Genomic DNA, 14,590 nt, shown 5'->3' on the forward strand with positions numbered 1-14,590 from the left:
CGCGGCAGTCCGCGGCCGGCGTACGGCCGGACGTCCCCTCACACCCGCATGGGCTGCGGCGACTCCCGGCGCAGCGGGTCCGGGCCGTCGTACTCCCGGATGATCTCGTAGCGCGTGTTGCGCTCGACCGGGCGGAAGCCGGCGTCCCGAATCAGGTCGAGCAGATCGTCGCGGGTCAGCTTGTTCGGCGTGCCGAAGTTGTCCGCGTCGTGCGTGATCTTGTACTCGACGACCGAGCCGTCCATGTCGTCCGCCCCGTGCTGGAGGGCCAGTTGGGCGGTCTGCACGCCGTGCATCACCCAGAAGACCTTGACGTGCGGGACGTTGTCGAACAGCAGCCGGGAGACCGCGAAGGTCTTCAGCGCCTCGGCGCCGGTCGCCATCTGCGTGCGGGCCTGGAGGCGGTTGCGGACCTTGCCGTCCTTCACGTCCACGAAGTCGTGCTGGTAGCGCAGCGGGATGAAGACCTGGAACCCGCCGGTCTCGTCCTGGAGTTCACGCAGCCGCAGGACGTGGTCGACGCGGTGGCGGGGCTCCTCGATGTGGCCGTACAGCATGGTGCACGGGGTCTTCAGGCCCTTCTCGTGCGCCAGGCGGTGGATACGGGACCAGTCCTCCCAGTGGGTGCGGTGGTCCACGATGTGCCGGCGGACCTCCCAGTCGAAGATCTCCGCGCCGCCGCCGGTCAGGGACTCCAGACCGGCGTCGATCAGCTCGTCGAGGATCTCGGAGGCGGACAGCCCGGAGATGGTCTCGAAGTGGTGGATCTCCGTCGCCGTGAACGCCTTCAGCGACACGTCCGGCAGCGCGGCCTTCAGCTCCCGCAGCGAGCGCGGGTAGTAGCGCCACGGCAGGTTCGGGTGCAGCCCGTTGACGATGTGCAGCTCGGTGAGGTTCTCGCCCTCCATCGCCTTGGCGAGCTTGACCGCCTCCTCGATGCGCATCGTGTACGCGTCCTTCTCCCCCGGCTTGCGCTGGAAGGAGCAGTACGCGCAGGAGGCCGTGCACACGTTCGTCATGTTGAGGTGCCGGTTGACGTTGAAGTGCACGACGTCGCCGTTCTTGCGGGTGCGCACCTCGTGCGCGAGGCCGCCGAGCCACGCCAGGTCGTCCGACTCGTACAGCGCGATGCCGTCCTCGCGGGACAGCCGCTCACCGGAGCGGACCTTCTCCTCCAGCTCGCGCTTGAGCCCGACGTCCATGCCAACACCTTTCCACGAAGCCCGCCCCCACGTTACGCCTGTGCCCTCAGACCTCTTCGGGCAGCTCTCCGACCCGGTTCTCCCACTTCGTGGAGAGCACGATGGTGGTACGGGTCCGCGAGACGCCCTCGGTCGCGCTGAGCCGCCGGATGATCTTCTCCAGGCCGTCGACGTCCGTCGCCCGCACCTTGAGCATGTACGAGTCGTCCCCGGCGATGAACCAGCAGTCCTCGACCTCGGAGAGGTCCTTGAGCCGGGTCGCCACGTCCTCGTGGTCGGTGGCGTCCGTCAGCGAGATGCCGATCAGCGCGGTGACGCCGAGGCCGAGCGAGGAGGCGTCGACGGTGGCCCGGTAACCGGTGATGACGCCGGCCGCCTCCAGCCGGTTGATGCGGTCGGTGACGCTGGGTCCCGACAGTCCGACGAGGCGCCCCAGCTCCGCGTAGGAGGCCCGGCCGTTCTCCCTCAGGGCCTGGATGAGCTGCCTGTCCACCGCGTCCATGCGATTCGAAGCCTTCCGCTGAAGAGGTCTGACGTGATTGCTGCTGTGCTGCTGCCTGAGGTGTCGGGCCCGGCCGCGGGCGCGTGACGCGGGGCGGCCCGCTCAGGCGGGGCGGGCGCCGCCGCCGAGTTCGCCCTTCCAGCGGCGGTAGAGCCGGTGCTCCACCCCCGCCGCGTCGAGGACGCGTCCGGCCACGAAGTCCACCAGGTCCTGGATGTGCGTGGCCCCCGCGTAGAAGGCGGGCGAAGCGGGCACGACGACGGCGCCCGCGTCGTCGAGGGTGACGAGATGCCGCAGCGTCTGCCCGTTCAAGGGGGTCTCCCGAACGGCGACGACGAGCCGGCGGCCCTCCTTCAGGGTGACGCTCGCGGCCCGCTGGAGCAGATCCTTGGAGAGCCCGAGCGCGACACCTGCCACACAGGCCGTCGAGGCGGGCACGACGAGCATGCCCTTCGTGGGGTACGACCCGGAGGACGGTCCCGCGGCCAGGTCCCCCGCCGGCCAGTACCGCACGTCGGTGAGGTCCGTCTCGAAGGTGCCGGGCTTGCCGTCGGCGCCCCGCGCGAGCCATTCACGCAGGTCGTCGCGCCAGTGGGCGTCCCGGAAGGAGATCTGGGTCTCGTCGAGCAGCGTGAGCCGCGAGGCCCGGCTGACGACCAGATCGACGCTCTCCCCGGCGTCGAGGAGCGCACGCAGCACCGCGGCGGCGTATGGGGTGCCGGAAGCGCCGGACACCCCTACGATCCAAGGCGTTCGGGCCGTCTCTCCTGGCTTGGCTGGGTTCACGACACCGAGCCTATCCGGCGGCACGGGGTGGGAACCGACCAAGGGGGCCCAGGCGTTCCCCTTCGGGGACGAGTCGGACGGTGGGGTTGCCATGGCAGGTGTGCGGGACGCGGTGCGCGCGGGGTCGCGCGGGGAGCGTGTGCTGACGGCCGCCAAGCTGATGCTGGGCTGGGTGGCGCTGCTGTGGCTGCTGGAGCTCGTCGACGTGGTGGGCGGACACGCGCTGGACGGCTTCGGGATCGTCCCGCGGACGCCGTCCGAGCTGGTGGACGTGGTGCCGTCGGCGTTCGTCCACTTCGGCTTCGCCCATGTCGCGGGGAACACCGTGCCGCTGCTGGTCCTGGGTTTCCTCGCCGCGCTCGGCGGCATCCGCCGGTTCGCCGCGGTGTGCGCCCTGGTCGTGGTCGCCGACGGGCTCGGCGTGTGGCTGATGTCGCCGTCCGGCACCAACACCGCGGGCGCCTCCGGCCTGATCTTCGGCCTCTTCGGCTTCCTGCTGGTCACGGGATTCGTGGAGCGCCGCCCGCTCGGCGTGCTCGTCGGTGTGCTGGTGGCCGCCGTGTGGGGCGGCTCCATGCTTGCGGGCCTCGCCCCGACCCAGTCCGGCGTCAGCTGGCAGGGGCATCTGGTCGGGCTGGTGGCCGGTGTGGCGGCGGCGTTCGTGCTGCGCCGCCGGGACACCGGCCCCCGCGGGGAACTGCCGGTCTGACCGCCGGATCAGACGGTCAGACCGCGCAGCAGCAGGTCCAGCAGCGCGCACACGAACAGGGCGATCCCGATGAACCCGTTGACGCTGAAGAACGCCCGGTTCAGCCGGGACAGGTCGTGCGGGCGCACGATCGTGTGCTCGTAGACGAAGGCCCCGGCCACGATCAGCACCCCCAGCCAGAAGAAGGCCCCGGCGCCGGTCGCGACGCCGTACCAGACGAACAGGGCGGTGGTGACGGTGTGGCAGGCGCGGGCACCCCAGATCGCCGCCGGGATGCCGAAGCGGGCCGGCACCGACCGGACGCCGATCTCGCGGTCGGTCTCCACGTCCTGGCAGGCGTAGATGAGGTCGAAGCCGCCGATCCAGACGCCGACCGCGAGACCCAGGATGACCGCGTCCCACGACCAGGAGCCGGTGATGGCCAGCCAGCCGCCGACCGGGCCCATCGCCTGGGCGAGCCCCAGGATGGCCTGCGGGAAGTTCGTGAAACGCTTGCCGTAGGGGTAGACCGCCATCGGCACGACCGCGATGGGGGCGAGCGCCAGGCAGAGCGGGTTCAGCAGCGCCGCCGAGCCCAGGAACACGGCGAGGGCGACCAGGGCGCCGGTCCAGGCGTGCCGCACCGACATCGCGCCCGTGACCAGCTCGCGGTGGGCGGTGCGCGGATTGCGGGCGTCGATCTCGCGGTCGATGATCCGGTTCACGGCCATCGCGAAGGTGCGCAGCCCGACCATGCAGATGGTCACCAGGAGCAGCCGGCCCCAGTGGATGTTCCCGTCCCACTCGAACATCGCGGTCAGCGCGGCGATGTAGGCGAACGGCAGCGCGAACACCGAGTGCTCGATCATGACCAGGCGCAGGAACGCCTTGGTGCGTCCGGGCTGCGGGATCGCGGCGGAGGCGCTGCTCACAGGCCGTACTCCTTCCAGCGGCGGTCGACCTTCGCCGCCGTCTCCGGGTCGGACTCCACCATGTCCGGCCAGCCGCCGTCGCGGGTGTAGCCCTCCTCGGGCCACTTCCGGGTGGCGTCGATGCCCGCCTTGCCGCCCCAGAACTGCTGGTAGGAGGCGTGGTCGAGATGGTCGACGGGGCCCTCGACGACTGTGAGGTCCCGGGCGTAGTCGGTGTTGCCCAGGGCCCGCCAGGCGACCTCGTGCAGGTCGTGGACGTCGCAGTCGGAGTCGACGACCACGATCAGCTTGGTCAGGGACATCATGTGGGCGCCCCAGACGGCGTGCATGACCTTCTGGGCGTGCTTGGGGTACTTCTTGTCGATCGAGACGATGGCGCAGTTGTGGAAGCCGCCGGCCTCGGGCAGGTGGTAGTCCACGATGTCCGGCACGATGATCTTCAACAGGGGCAGGAAGAAGCGTTCCGTCGCACGGCCCAGCGGCCCGTCCTCGGTGGGCGGGCGGCCCACCACGATGGACTGGAGCAGCGGCCGCTTGCGCATCGTCACACAGTCGATGGTGAGCGCCGGGAACGGCTCCTGCGGGGTGTAGAAGCCGGTGTGGTCGCCGAACGGCCCCTCCGGCAGCATCTCTCCGGGCTCCAGCCAGCCCTCCAGGACGACCTCGGCCTGCGCGGGCACCTGCAGCGGCACGGTCTTGCAGTCGACCATCTCGATCCGCTTGCCCGCGACGAACCCGGCGAACAGGTACTCGTCGATGTCGCCGGGCAGCGGGGCGGTGGAGGCGTAGGTCACGGCGGGCGGGCAGCCGAAGGCGATGGCCACGGGCAGGCGCTCGCCCCTGCGGGCCGCCACCTGGTAGTGGTTGCGGCTGTCCTTGTGGATCTGCCAGTGCATGCCGATGGTGCGCCGGTCGTGCCGCTGGAGGCGGTACAGCCCGAGGTTGCGGATGCCCGTCTCGGGATCCTTGGTGTGCGTCAGCCCCAGGTTGAAGAAGGAGCCGCCGTCCTTGGGCCAGGTGAACAGGGCGGGCAGCCGGTCGAGGTCGACGTCGTCGCCGGTGAGCACGACCTCCTGGACGGGGGCGTCCTTGACCTTCTTCGGCGGGACGTGCGCCATCGCGCCCAGCTTGCCGAACGCCTCGCGCACCCCGACGAACCCGTGCGGCAGTTCGGGCTTGAGCAGCCCGCCGATCTTGTCGGAGATGTCCGCGTACGACTTCAGCCCCAGGGCCTTCAGCAGCCGGCGGTCCGTGCCGAAGACGTTCATCGCGAGGGGCATCGACGAGCCCTTCACGTTCTCGAAGAGGAGCGCGGGGCCGCCGGACTTCTGCACCCGGTCGACGATCTCCCCGACCTCCAGGTGCGGATCGACCTCCGCCTTCACGCGCTTGAGGTCGCCCTCCCGCTCCAGGGCCCTGAGCAAGGATCGAAGATCGTCGTAAGCCATGGGGTCAAGTATCCCCGAGCGGCTACCCTGGCCCTGAACCCGGGGGCCGTGCCCCCGGCCCGACGACCGTTCCACTGGAGAGGGCCCATGCTCCGGGTGCTGATGTTCCTCGTGCCACTGGCGCTGAGCGTGTACGCGTTCATCGACTGCATCAGCACGGAGGAAAAGGACATCCGCCACATGCCCAAGCCGCTGTGGGCGATCCTCGTGCTCGTCTTCCCGCTGGTCGGCTCGATCTCGTGGCTCATCGCCGGCAAGAAGCGCAGCCCGGCCGCCGACGGCTGGTCGGGCGTGCGGGACCGCCGGCGCCGGCAGTGGGTGGCGCCGGACGACAACCCGGAGTTCCTCAAGTCCCTGGGCGAGGACGGGAAGACGCCCGACGAGGACGAGGACGGCAGCAGGCGCGACGAGCCCTGACCGGGGCGGGCCGCGCGTCACCAGGCGTGGGCGTCCCGCAGCTCCCGCAGACGGGCCGTCTCGCGTGCCGCTGTCGCGCGGTCGCCGACATCCAGTGCCATCGTGCCGCGGCCGTAGAGGTAGTACGCGTCCTCCCGGACGCACGGGTCGAGGCCGCGCACCCGGCTCAGCTGACCGAGGTAGACGTCGAGGGAGAGTTGCGTCCCCGACCGCCAGTCGCGGGCCGGGGTCGTCAGGCGGTCGCGCTGGACGTCCTTGTAGTGGTCGCGGGTCTGCCGGTCGCTCTCGTCGGGCCGCGGGACGCCCGGGTGGTACGGGTGGTCCTCGAGGTCGCGGGCCCACCTCTCCAGCGTCGCCACGGCCTCCTCGGCCTCCCACCGGTCGACGGGCCCGTACGCGGCCAGGCGCGCCCCCAGGTCCCGCGCGGCACGCGCCCGCCTGTCGTCGTCGCAGCAGGCGGCCACGAAGGACGCCAGCGCCCCGCCCCGCTGCCGCAGTTCGGCCACCCGCCAGGCCCGCCCCAGACGCCCCACCTGCACTCCTCACCCCCGGCGTCCGTGCGACGGTCCGGGCCCAGCAACCCAACACCGCCGCCCGGCCCCACGCCACCGAATTACCTGGTCGGCCGACCGGCGAAGGCACCCAGGGCCACGAAGTCCGCCTCCCGCAGCCCGAGTCGGGCATCGATCCGGAGCAACAGCGCCGGCCCTTCGTGCCGAGCGGCGACGAAGTCCTCGTCCGCCGGGCCCAGTTCGTCGTCGACCCACGCGAAGGGCCGCCCCCGGGCGTGCTCGACGAGCGGCCCGGTCTTCCAGAAGGGTCCGTCGGTCCGCTCGCGGCTCGTGCCGGGCGGCCACTCGACCACCGGGAGGTCGGGCAGGCCGAGGACCGGCGCGATGAAGCGGTTCGCCTCCGCGCCCCAGGTGGTCGCCCACACCAGCTCGTACCGCTCGGCCAACTCCCGCAGCCGGGGGCCGTGCCCGGGGTGCAGCCACACCCGCAGGGGCTTCACCCGGTGGGCGGGGGTGTACCGCTGCCGGGCGACCCAGCTCTCGGGCTTCATCCGGTGCGTCGTGTAGCCGTCCGGCCGGCGGTGGGGCTTGGCGGCGTACGGGTTCAGCGGGCCGTCGACGTCGAGGTAGAGCAGGGGGCGCACGGCTGCCGCTCCTCTCCGCGGGAACGGACGTGAGCGTAGCCGCGGGCCGGGCGCGGGAGCGCGGGGTTTTCGCGCCGTTGCCGGGGGCGTCGGTGCGCAGGACAGTGAGGGGATGGATCAGGCACAGGCGCGGCGGTGGCTCGGGACCGCGCTCGCGGAGGCGCGGGCGGGGCTCGAAGAGGGCGGCATCCCCGTCGGCGCGGCGCTGTACGGGGCGGACGGGGCGCTGCTCGGGCGGGGCCACAACCGGCGGGTGCAGGACGGTGACCCGTCGCTGCACGCGGAGACGGCCGCGTTCCGGGCGGCGGGCCGGCAGCGGTCGTACCGGGGCACGACCATGGTGACGACGCTGTCGCCGTGCTGGTACTGCTCGGGGCTGGTCCGGCAGTTCGGCATCTCACGGGTGGTGATCGGCGAGGCGGTCACCTTCCGAGGCGGGCACGACTGGCTGGCCGGGCACGGTGTGGAGATCGTGCTCCTCGACGATCCGGAGTGCGTCGGGCTGATGCGTGCCTTCGTCGCCCGTCATCCCGACCTGTGGAACGAGGACATCGGGGAGTGGGACGGGTGACGCCGGGCTAGCCGCGCGTCAGGCGCTCGATCAGCCGCTCGAAGCGGGACCGCCAGCGCTGCTCCGTCTCGGCCTCGCCCTGGAACTCGTGGGTGAAGCGCAGGGCCGCCCCGTCCTCGCCGTCCCGTTCCAGGTGGAACCTGATCCGGCCCCGGTCCCCCGTGTACTCGGCGACCCGGTCCACGTCCCAGGCGGTGATCCGCCCGCTGCCCAGCTCACCCAGGTCGATCGTGCCGCCGAGCCGGGGTTCGAGTACGCCGGCCGGGGTGCACCAGGACGCGAGGCCGTCCCCGGTCGCCAGGTAGGGCCAGACGGCGTCCATCGGGCGGGGCAGCCGCACCAGGAAGTGCAGGATGTGCGTGTTCCCGTGGGCCTGGCTGGTGCCCTGTTCTATCGAACCGGTCATGACACCAGCCTGACCCCGCGGGACCCGGCGCGCACCCGTGGGCGGCGCCCGCCCGCCGCGGCTCAGACGCCGGCGTAGGAGTGCTTGCCCGAGACGAAGATGTTGACGCCGTAATAGTTGAACAGCCAGCAGCCGAAGGCGACCAGGGCCAGGTAGGCGGCCTTGCGGCCCTTCCAGCCGGCCGTCGCGCGGGCGTGCAGGTAGCAGGCGTAGGCGACCCAGGTGATGAAGGACCAGGTCTCCTTGGGGTCCCAGCCCCAGTAGCGGCCCCACGCGTCGCCCGCCCAGATGGCGCCCGCGATGATCGTGAACGTCCACAGCGGGAAGACGGCCGCGTTGACGCGGTAGGAGAACTTGTCCAGGGACGCCGAGGACGGCAGCCGGTCCAGGACGGAGTTCGCGAAGCGGCCGGGCGTGCCGCCGTTCGCGAGCTTGGTCTCGTAGCCGTCCTTGAAGAGGTACAGCAGCGTGGAGACCGCGCCGACGTAGAACACCGCGCCGCAGAAGATCGCCGTGGAGACGTGGATGTACAGCCAGTACGAGTGAAGGGCGGGAACCAACTGGTCACTGGCGGTGTACAAGACAGTGACGGCGAGACCGAGGTCGAGGAGGACCGTGGTGATCAGGAACAGCCCGAGCCAGCGCACGTTCTTCTTCAGCGCGAGCAGCCCCAGGTACACGCCGACGGCGACCGTGGAGAAGGTGATGTTGAACTCGTACATGTTGCCCCACGGCGCCCGCTGCACCGAGAGGGCCCGCGTGAGCACCCCGCCGAACTCGACGAGGAAGGCGAGGACGGTGAGGGAGATGGCGATACGCCCGTAGAGGTCGCCCTGCTCGTCCCCGCCGTGCGCGCCGGGCCCGTCCGGCACGTCCCGCTGTCCGGCGGCGGCCCGCACGACGACCTTCGGCCGCTCCAGCACGGCCGTGGAGCCCCCCTTGGTCACGGTGACGGCGGGTGCCGCGGCCCTGGCGGACGTGGCCGGGGTGAGCGCGGCGGCGGTGCGGCCGACCTTGCTGCGGCTGCCGAGGAGCCACTCGGCGATGTACGCGAAGAAGGCCAGGGTGTAGACGGCCATCGACGAGTAGATCAGCGTGTTGCTGACACTGGCCAGGTTCTCGTTGGTGGCGGCGGCCAGATCGGTTGCGGCGGCGAGAGTCACTTCTCAGCCCCTTCGGCAGGTACGGCTTGGGGGTCGGGGGTATCGGAGGAGTCGTCGGTGTCCTCGGGGGCGGCTGCCCCGGGGGCCAGGTCGTAGAGGATCCCGGCGAGGTCGCCCAGTTCCTCGGGCACCTTCGCGGACTCGCTGCGGCCCAGGCCGGCCATCTCGACGACGGTGAGGCCGTCGTCACCGGTGGTGGCCCGCACCCAGACCCGGCGGCGCTGGATGAACAGGGAGGCGGCGAGACCGAAGATCGCCGCGAGGGCGCCGGCAAGCGCCCAGCCGCTGCCGGGCTGGCGGGCGACCTGGAAGCCGGCCCACTCCTTGATCTCCTTCTCGAAGGTGATCGAGCCGGCGCCGCCCGGGAGGGTCAGGGTCTCGCCGGGCCGCAGGTTCTTCCTGAGCTGCGCGCCCTTGTCGTCCTTGAACCCCTTCAGGTGCTTCTTGTCCAGCTGGTACACGCTCTGCGGGAGGCCCGAGTCGACACCGAGATCACCGTGGTAGGCCTCGACGTTCATGATCGGGCTGAGCAGCGCGGGGAACTGCGAGGTGAGCTCGTTGCCCGGGACATAGGTGGGCAGCAGGAAGGCCTGGAAGCCGAGCTGCTCGCGCTCGCCCTTGGCGTCGCGGTAGCCGTCCATGACCTTGATCGCGCCGGTGGAGGTGACGTTCCCGTCGAGCGGAAGGAGGGGCACGGCGTCGTGGAAGACCTCGTTGCCCTTGCCGTCGCGGACCGTGATGACGGGGGCGTAGCCGTGGCTGACGAGGTAGACCTTGGAGCCGCCGATCTCCAGCGGCTCGTTCACCTTGACGGTGGTCCTCTTCTCCCGGCCGTCGGCGCCCTCGCTGTAGGTGAGGTCGGCCTCGTAGGTGCGGGGGGTGCCGCGGTTGGGGCCGGTCGCCTCGTAGGTGCCCTTGAACTCCTTCAGGGTGAAGCTGAACGGGTCCAGGTCGTCCTGGCTGAAGAGGTTTCCGGACTTGAAGTCGTCGTACTGAGTGAGGGTGTTGGAGAAGCCGTCGCCCTCGACGATCAGCTTGTTGCCCTCGGACTTGAAGAGCTGGCCCCAGGCGAACGCGACCAGCATCACGATGAGCGCGATGTGGAAGGCGAGGTTGCCGACCTCGCGCAGATAGCCCTTCTCGGCGGCGACGGCGTCACCGGCGAGGTGCGCGCGGAAGCGGCGCTTCTTCAGCAGGGCGAGCGCGGCCTCGCGGACCTGCTCGGGCTCGGCCTCGGTGCGCCAGGTGGTGTAGGCGGGCAGCCGGGTGAGCCGCTTGGGCGCGCCCGGCGGCCGGCCGCGCAGCTGCCCCACGAACTGCCAGGTGCGCGGCACGATGCAGCCGATGAGGGAGACGAACAGCAGGATGTAGATCGCCGAGAACCACACCGAGCTGTAGACGTGGAAGAGGCCGAGCTTGTCGTAGACGGGCGCGAGCGTCTTGTGCGCCTGGCGGAAGGCCGCGACCTTCGTCTCGTCGATACCGGTCTGCGGGATGAGCGAGCCGGGGATCGCGCCGAGCGACAGCAGCAGGAGCAGCAGGAGCGCCACCCGCATCGAGGTGAGCTGCCGCCAGAACCAGCGGGCCCAGCCGACGACACCGAGCGACGGCAGGTTCGGGGCGTCCTCGGCGGGGGCGGTGGAGAGCTGGGAACCGGCGGCGCCCAGGTCCTGGCCCTCGGGGACGGCCGGGGAGGCCTTGTCGGTCGTGTCGCTCATCGATCAGATCCCCACAGTGAAGCCGTTGGACCAGACCTGCATCTCCTGCACGATGCGGTCCCAGGCGCCGGTCAGCAGCAGCACACCGGTCACGATCATCATCGTGCCGCCGATCCGCATGACCCAGACGTAGTGCCGCTTGACCCAGGCGAACGCGCCGAGCGCCTTGCGGAAGGCTACGGCAGCGAGGACGAAGGGGGCCCCGAGGCCGAGGCAGTAGGCGACGGTGAGCAGGGCGCCGCGGCCCGCGCTCGCCTCGTTGTACGACAGCGCGATCACGGACGTGAGGGTGGGGCCGATGCAGGGCGTCCAGCCGATGCCGAACAGCGCGCCGAGGAAGGGCGCGCCGATCAGCCCGGTCACGGGCCGCCGGTGGAAGCGGAACTCACGCTGGGTCATCCAGGGCATGAGGCCCATGAAGAAGACACCCATGCCGATCATGAGGACGCCCAGCACCTTCGACAGGACGTCCTTGTGCGCCTGGAGGTTGTCGCCGAAGTACCCGAAGAGCGCTCCGCTGGAGACGAAGACCGCGGTGAAGCCGAGCACGAACAGGGAGGCGCCGGCGACCATCCGGCCACGCCGGGCCTCGGCGAGGTCGGTGCCGGTGACCCCGGTCACGTAGGAGAGATAGCCGGGGACCAGCGGCAGGACGCAGGGCGAGAAGAAGGAGACGAGGCCGCCGAGCAGGGCGACGGGCAGCGCGATCAGCAGGGCGCCGCTCATCACCGTCTGGTTCGGGTCGGCGGCGAGTGTGGTGAGTGCGCTCACGTCACTTCTCCGCGAGGACGGGCTTGATCATGTCCCGCAGGGTGTCCTCACCGAGGGGCATCAGCGCCCGGGCGGCGATCCTGCCGTCCCGGTCGATGACGAGGGTGGAGGGGATCGCCTGCGGGTTGAGCGTGCCCTTCCCGAAGCGGAGCATCTGCTTGCCGGTGGGGTCGTACAGGCTCGGGTAGGTGACCCCGAACTCCTTCTCGAAGGCCTTCGCCGGGGTGGTGCTGGTGTCCCGGGTGTTGATGCCGACGAACTGGACCCCCCGGTCCTTGAGGTCGGCGTAGACGGTCTGGAAGTTCTTCGCCTCGGCCCGGCAGGGCGGGCACCACGACCCCCAGACGTTGACCACGAGGACGTTGCCCTTGAAGTCGGCGGTGCTGAGCCGCTCGCCGTCGACGGTGGCGCCGGACAGCGTCGGGGCCGCGGCGCGCTCGCCCCGCTTCACGGTGTCGACGCCGTTGCCGCCGGCGACGAAGTGGGTGTCCCCGCCACCGCCCGAGGTGCCGCCCGAGCTGCACGCGGACAGAGCCAGCGCGGCAGCGGCGGCGCTGGTGACGGCGAGCGAAGCGGTATGGCTGCGGGCGCGGCGGGCGGCACTCATGTGAAAAGTTTCGCATGCCCGTACGGGGGATCTTGGGCACCCCCCTCTCGGGCGCAAAACCGCATATCAGGCAGCGTTCGCGGACTCCGTGGACGAGGCGCCGGACGGGGTCCCGGAGCCGCCCGTGGCGCCGCCTCCGGTGAAGGCGCTCCAGCCTCCGGCGGGCTTCTGCCCGACCTCCAGTGTGCGCAACTTTTCGAGAATGTCAGGCTTCTGGACGTCCAGCCAGTCCACGAACTGCCGGAAGGAGACGAGCCGGATGTCGCCGCCCTTCTCCTTCTCCCGCGCCATGTGCTTCAGCGCCTCCTCGACGGCGTCCATGTAGATGCCGCCGTTCCACTGCTCGAAGTGGTTGCCTATGAAGAAGGGTGCGCGGTTTGTCTTGTATGCCCGCTTGAATCCCTGGATGTACGCCTGCGCCGACTGCTCGCGCCAGGCCGGGTGGCGGTAGCTGGGAGCGTTCGTCGAGTTGACCGACTGGTTGGCGAGCATGTTGTAGTCCATCGACAGGACCTCGAACGAACGACCGGGGAAAGGTATCTGCTGCAACGGCAGGTCCCAGAGCCCCTTCCTCTTCACCGGCCACACCTGCCGGCCGCCGGGCGAGGAGGCGTCGTAGCGCCAGCCCAGCTCACGGGCGGTGGGCAGCAGGTTGTCCTGGCCGAGCAGACAGGGCGTGCGGCCGCCGACGAGCTCCTTGTCGTAGTCGAACGGCAGGGAGGGCAGATCGGTCCAGCCGGAGTTGGTGCGCCACTCCTTGACGAAGGACTTGGCCTGGTCGATCTCGCTGCGCCACTGCTGCGGGGTCCAGTTGCCGACCGTGCCGCTGCCGCCGCAGAAGTGCCCGTTGAAGTGGGTGCCTATCTCGTGCCCGTCGAGCCATGCGCGCCGGACGTTCTTCAGCGTCTGCTTGATGTGGTCGTCGGTGAGGTAGCCGATGTCGGAGGCGCCGCGCGGGTTGTTCGGCGGTTCGTACAGCCGCTTCTTCGACTCGGGGAGCAGATAGAGCCCCGAGAGGAAGAAGGTCATGTGCGCGCCGTGCTCCTGGGCGAGGTCCAGGAAGCGCGGGAAGAGGCCGTTGCCGACCTCGCCGGCCCCGTCCCAGGAGAAGACGACGAACTGGGGCGGTTCCTGACCCGGCTCCAGCGGCTGCGGCGCGTCCGGCTGGTGGGGCTGCTTGCCGGTGTAGGAGGTGGAGCCGTCGCCTATCGGGCGGGCGCGGTCGGCCTGGGAGCCGTGCCGGTTGTCCCGGGGGGCGCCGGAACCGCCGGAGCCCGCGCTGTCCTTCGACCCGCCGGACGACGTGGCCGCGCCGCATCCCGCGAGTGAGAGGGCCGCGGCCGCTCCCGCACCGAGTCCGATGACTCCCCGTCGGCTGATGTCGCGCATGGCTGCCCCGTCCGTCGTGCTGCTCAGGTGGTCACCCAGTCAGAGGGCACGAGGAACGGGCCGGTTCCCGCCGTACTGTGGAGGATTTGCGAGCAATGTCACCCGCGTGTCCCGGGTGTGACCCGGGCCCTGACCCGGGCCGTGGGTCAGGCGCCGAAGCCCTTGCTCTGCCCCCGCACCGGCTTGGCCCCGGCCCGCAGATGCTCGGGGACGAGGTCGATCGCCGGCTCGGAGTAGCCGACGGAGACGATCCGGTCGCCCTGGTAGGTGAAGGACGTCAGCGACGCGAGCGTGCACTGCCGCTTGCGCGGGTCGTGCCACAGCCGCCGCTTCTCGACATGGCTGCGCAGGATCCAGATCGGCAGCTGGTGGCTCACCAGCACGGCCTCGTGCCCGCGCGCGGCGTCCTTGGCGGCTTCGAGCGCGCCCATCATCCGCACGACCTGCTCGACGTACGGCTCGCCCCAGGACGGCTTGAAGGGGTTGACCAGGTACTTCCAGTTCTCCGGCCGCTTCAGCGCCCCGTCGCCGACGCCGAACGTCTTGCCCTGGAAGACGTTCTCGGCCTCGATGAGCCGGGCGTCGGTCGCGAGGTCGAGCCCGTGCGCCTTGGCGATCGGGGTGGCGGTCTCCTGCGCGCGCTCGAGCGGGGAGGCGCCGACGTGGGTCACGTCCCGGTCGGCCAGGTGCTCGGCGACCCGGTCGGCCATCCGGCGGCCGAGCTCGGACAGGTGGTAGCCCGCCAGGCGGCCGTAGAGGACGCCGTCGGGGTTGGCCACCTCGCCGTGCCGCATGAGGTGGACGACGGTGATGTCGGTGCTGTCGGTCATCGGT

The 14,590-nt window shown here is 70.9% G+C and carries 17 protein-coding genes; 3 read left to right on the plus strand and 14 right to left on the minus strand.

Going from position 1 to position 14,590, the window contains the following annotated elements:
* Positions 1-38: 38 nt before the first annotated feature.
* The 3 genes from mqnE to ABZ899_RS21925 all read right to left on the minus strand — a co-directional run bounded on the left by mqnE (position 39) and on the right by ABZ899_RS21925 (position 2,490).
* Positions 39-1,202: an aminofutalosine synthase MqnE gene (gene mqnE, locus ABZ899_RS21915; RefSeq protein WP_361348575.1), complete on the minus strand. Its 1,164-nt coding sequence runs from the start codon at positions 1,200-1,202 to the stop codon at positions 39-41.
* Between the two features lie 46 nt (positions 1,203-1,248).
* The gene (locus tag ABZ899_RS21920; RefSeq protein ID WP_062664259.1) at positions 1,249-1,704 is read right to left on the minus strand and encodes an Lrp/AsnC family transcriptional regulator; all 456 of its coding nucleotides are present in this window, start codon (positions 1,702-1,704) and stop codon (positions 1,249-1,251) included.
* A gap of 102 nt (positions 1,705-1,806) precedes the next feature.
* On the minus strand, positions 1,807-2,490 hold the full coding sequence (locus ABZ899_RS21925) for a UbiX family flavin prenyltransferase (RefSeq protein WP_361348578.1): 684 nt from the start codon (positions 2,488-2,490) through the stop codon (positions 1,807-1,809).
* A 91-nt stretch (positions 2,491-2,581) separates the two neighbouring features.
* On the opposite strand from ABZ899_RS21925, the gene ABZ899_RS21930 reads away from it, so the two are divergent.
* Positions 2,582-3,199, plus strand: a complete 618-nt coding sequence (locus ABZ899_RS21930) for a rhomboid family intramembrane serine protease (protein WP_361348581.1) — start codon at positions 2,582-2,584, stop codon at positions 3,197-3,199.
* An 8-nt stretch (positions 3,200-3,207) separates the two neighbouring features.
* Here the strand turns inward: ABZ899_RS21930 and mqnP are convergent, their stop codons facing one another.
* Together mqnP and ABZ899_RS21940 are read right to left on the minus strand one after the other, a co-directional pair.
* Positions 3,208-4,110, minus strand: coding sequence for a menaquinone biosynthesis prenyltransferase MqnP (mqnP, locus tag ABZ899_RS21935; RefSeq protein ID WP_361348584.1), 903 nt, complete (start codon positions 4,108-4,110; stop codon positions 3,208-3,210).
* Complete coding sequence (locus tag ABZ899_RS21940) at positions 4,107-5,558, minus strand: menaquinone biosynthesis decarboxylase (protein WP_361348587.1); 1,452 nt, start codon at positions 5,556-5,558, stop codon at positions 4,107-4,109. The genes mqnP and ABZ899_RS21940 overlap by 4 nt, the downstream gene beginning before the upstream one ends.
* A gap of 87 nt (positions 5,559-5,645) precedes the next feature.
* Between ABZ899_RS21940 and ABZ899_RS21945 the strand changes: the two genes are divergently transcribed.
* On the plus strand, positions 5,646-5,975 hold the full coding sequence (locus ABZ899_RS21945) for a PLD nuclease N-terminal domain-containing protein (protein WP_361348590.1): 330 nt from the start codon (positions 5,646-5,648) through the stop codon (positions 5,973-5,975).
* Between the two features lie 17 nt (positions 5,976-5,992).
* On the opposite strand, the gene ABZ899_RS21950 is transcribed toward ABZ899_RS21945, so the two are convergent.
* Entirely contained in the window at positions 5,993-6,508 is a 516-nt protein-coding gene (locus tag ABZ899_RS21950; RefSeq protein ID WP_361348593.1) for a hypothetical protein, read from the minus strand.
* Positions 6,509-6,588: 80 nt separating this feature from the next.
* Positions 6,589-7,131 carry an HAD domain-containing protein gene (locus ABZ899_RS21955; RefSeq protein WP_361348596.1) on the minus strand — a complete coding sequence of 181 codons (543 nt, stop codon included), beginning with the start codon at positions 7,129-7,131 and terminating at the stop codon, positions 6,589-6,591.
* Positions 7,132-7,243: 112 nt separating this feature from the next.
* Here ABZ899_RS21955 and ABZ899_RS21960 point away from each other — a divergent pair, with 112 nt between their 5' ends.
* Positions 7,244-7,702 carry a nucleoside deaminase gene (locus ABZ899_RS21960; RefSeq protein WP_361348598.1) on the plus strand — a complete coding sequence of 153 codons (459 nt, stop codon included), beginning with the start codon at positions 7,244-7,246 and terminating at the stop codon, positions 7,700-7,702.
* 7 nt (positions 7,703-7,709) lie between these two features.
* On the opposite strand, the gene ABZ899_RS21965 is transcribed toward ABZ899_RS21960, so the two are convergent.
* The 7 genes from ABZ899_RS21965 to ABZ899_RS21995 form a co-directional block, all read right to left on the minus strand.
* Entirely contained in the window at positions 7,710-8,108 is a 399-nt protein-coding gene (locus ABZ899_RS21965; protein ID WP_361348601.1) for a hypothetical protein, read from the minus strand.
* A gap of 62 nt (positions 8,109-8,170) precedes the next feature.
* Positions 8,171-9,271: a c-type cytochrome biogenesis protein CcsB gene (gene ccsB, locus ABZ899_RS21970; RefSeq protein ID WP_361348604.1), complete on the minus strand. Its 1,101-nt coding sequence runs from the start codon at positions 9,269-9,271 to the stop codon at positions 8,171-8,173.
* Complete coding sequence (locus ABZ899_RS21975) at positions 9,268-10,989, minus strand: cytochrome c biogenesis protein ResB (RefSeq protein ID WP_361348607.1); 1,722 nt, start codon at positions 10,987-10,989, stop codon at positions 9,268-9,270. The genes ccsB and ABZ899_RS21975 overlap by 4 nt, the downstream gene beginning before the upstream one ends.
* A 3-nt stretch (positions 10,990-10,992) precedes the next feature.
* Positions 10,993-11,760 (minus strand): cytochrome c biogenesis protein CcdA, encoded by a 768-nt coding sequence (locus tag ABZ899_RS21980; protein ID WP_361348610.1) that lies wholly within the window; start codon positions 11,758-11,760, stop codon positions 10,993-10,995.
* 1 nt (position 11,761) lies between these two features.
* Positions 11,762-12,367, minus strand: a complete 606-nt coding sequence (locus tag ABZ899_RS21985) for a TlpA disulfide reductase family protein (RefSeq protein ID WP_361348613.1) — start codon at positions 12,365-12,367, stop codon at positions 11,762-11,764.
* A gap of 66 nt (positions 12,368-12,433) precedes the next feature.
* Positions 12,434-13,756 (minus strand): hypothetical protein, encoded by a 1,323-nt coding sequence (locus ABZ899_RS21990; protein ID WP_361348616.1) that lies wholly within the window; start codon positions 13,754-13,756, stop codon positions 12,434-12,436.
* Positions 13,757-13,902: 146 nt separating this feature from the next.
* Positions 13,903-14,586: a histidine phosphatase family protein gene (locus tag ABZ899_RS21995; RefSeq protein ID WP_361348739.1), complete on the minus strand. Its 684-nt coding sequence runs from the start codon at positions 14,584-14,586 to the stop codon at positions 13,903-13,905.
* Between the last annotated feature and the right edge of the window lie 4 nt (positions 14,587-14,590).

The sequence above is a fragment of the Streptomyces sp. NPDC046859 genome (assembly GCF_040645135.1).
Taxonomy (GTDB): domain Bacteria; phylum Actinomycetota; class Actinomycetes; order Streptomycetales; family Streptomycetaceae; genus Streptomyces.

Coding starts and splice junctions, on each gene's coding strand:
- mqnE (WP_361348575.1), bottom strand. CDS start 1,202: ATGGACGTCGGGCTCAAGCGCGAGCTGGAGGAGAAGGTCCGCTCCGGT.
- ABZ899_RS21920 (WP_062664259.1), bottom strand. CDS start 1,704: ATGGACGCGGTGGACAGGCAGCTCATCCAGGCCCTGAGGGAGAACGGC.
- ABZ899_RS21930 (WP_361348581.1), top strand. CDS start 2,582: ATGGCAGGTGTGCGGGACGCGGTGCGCGCGGGGTCGCGCGGGGAGCGT.
- ABZ899_RS21940 (WP_361348587.1), bottom strand. CDS start 5,558: ATGGCTTACGACGATCTTCGATCCTTGCTCAGGGCCCTGGAGCGGGAG.
- ABZ899_RS21945 (WP_361348590.1), top strand. CDS start 5,646: ATGCTCCGGGTGCTGATGTTCCTCGTGCCACTGGCGCTGAGCGTGTAC.
- ABZ899_RS21960 (WP_361348598.1), top strand. CDS start 7,244: ATGGATCAGGCACAGGCGCGGCGGTGGCTCGGGACCGCGCTCGCGGAG.
- ABZ899_RS21965 (WP_361348601.1), bottom strand. CDS start 8,108: ATGACCGGTTCGATAGAACAGGGCACCAGCCAGGCCCACGGGAACACG.
- ABZ899_RS21975 (WP_361348607.1), bottom strand. CDS start 10,989: ATGAGCGACACGACCGACAAGGCCTCCCCGGCCGTCCCCGAGGGCCAG.
- ABZ899_RS21985 (WP_361348613.1), bottom strand. CDS start 12,367: ATGAGTGCCGCCCGCCGCGCCCGCAGCCATACCGCTTCGCTCGCCGTC.
- ABZ899_RS21990 (WP_361348616.1), bottom strand. CDS start 13,756: ATGCGCGACATCAGCCGACGGGGAGTCATCGGACTCGGTGCGGGAGCG.
- ABZ899_RS21995 (WP_361348739.1), bottom strand. CDS start 14,586: ATGACCGACAGCACCGACATCACCGTCGTCCACCTCATGCGGCACGGC.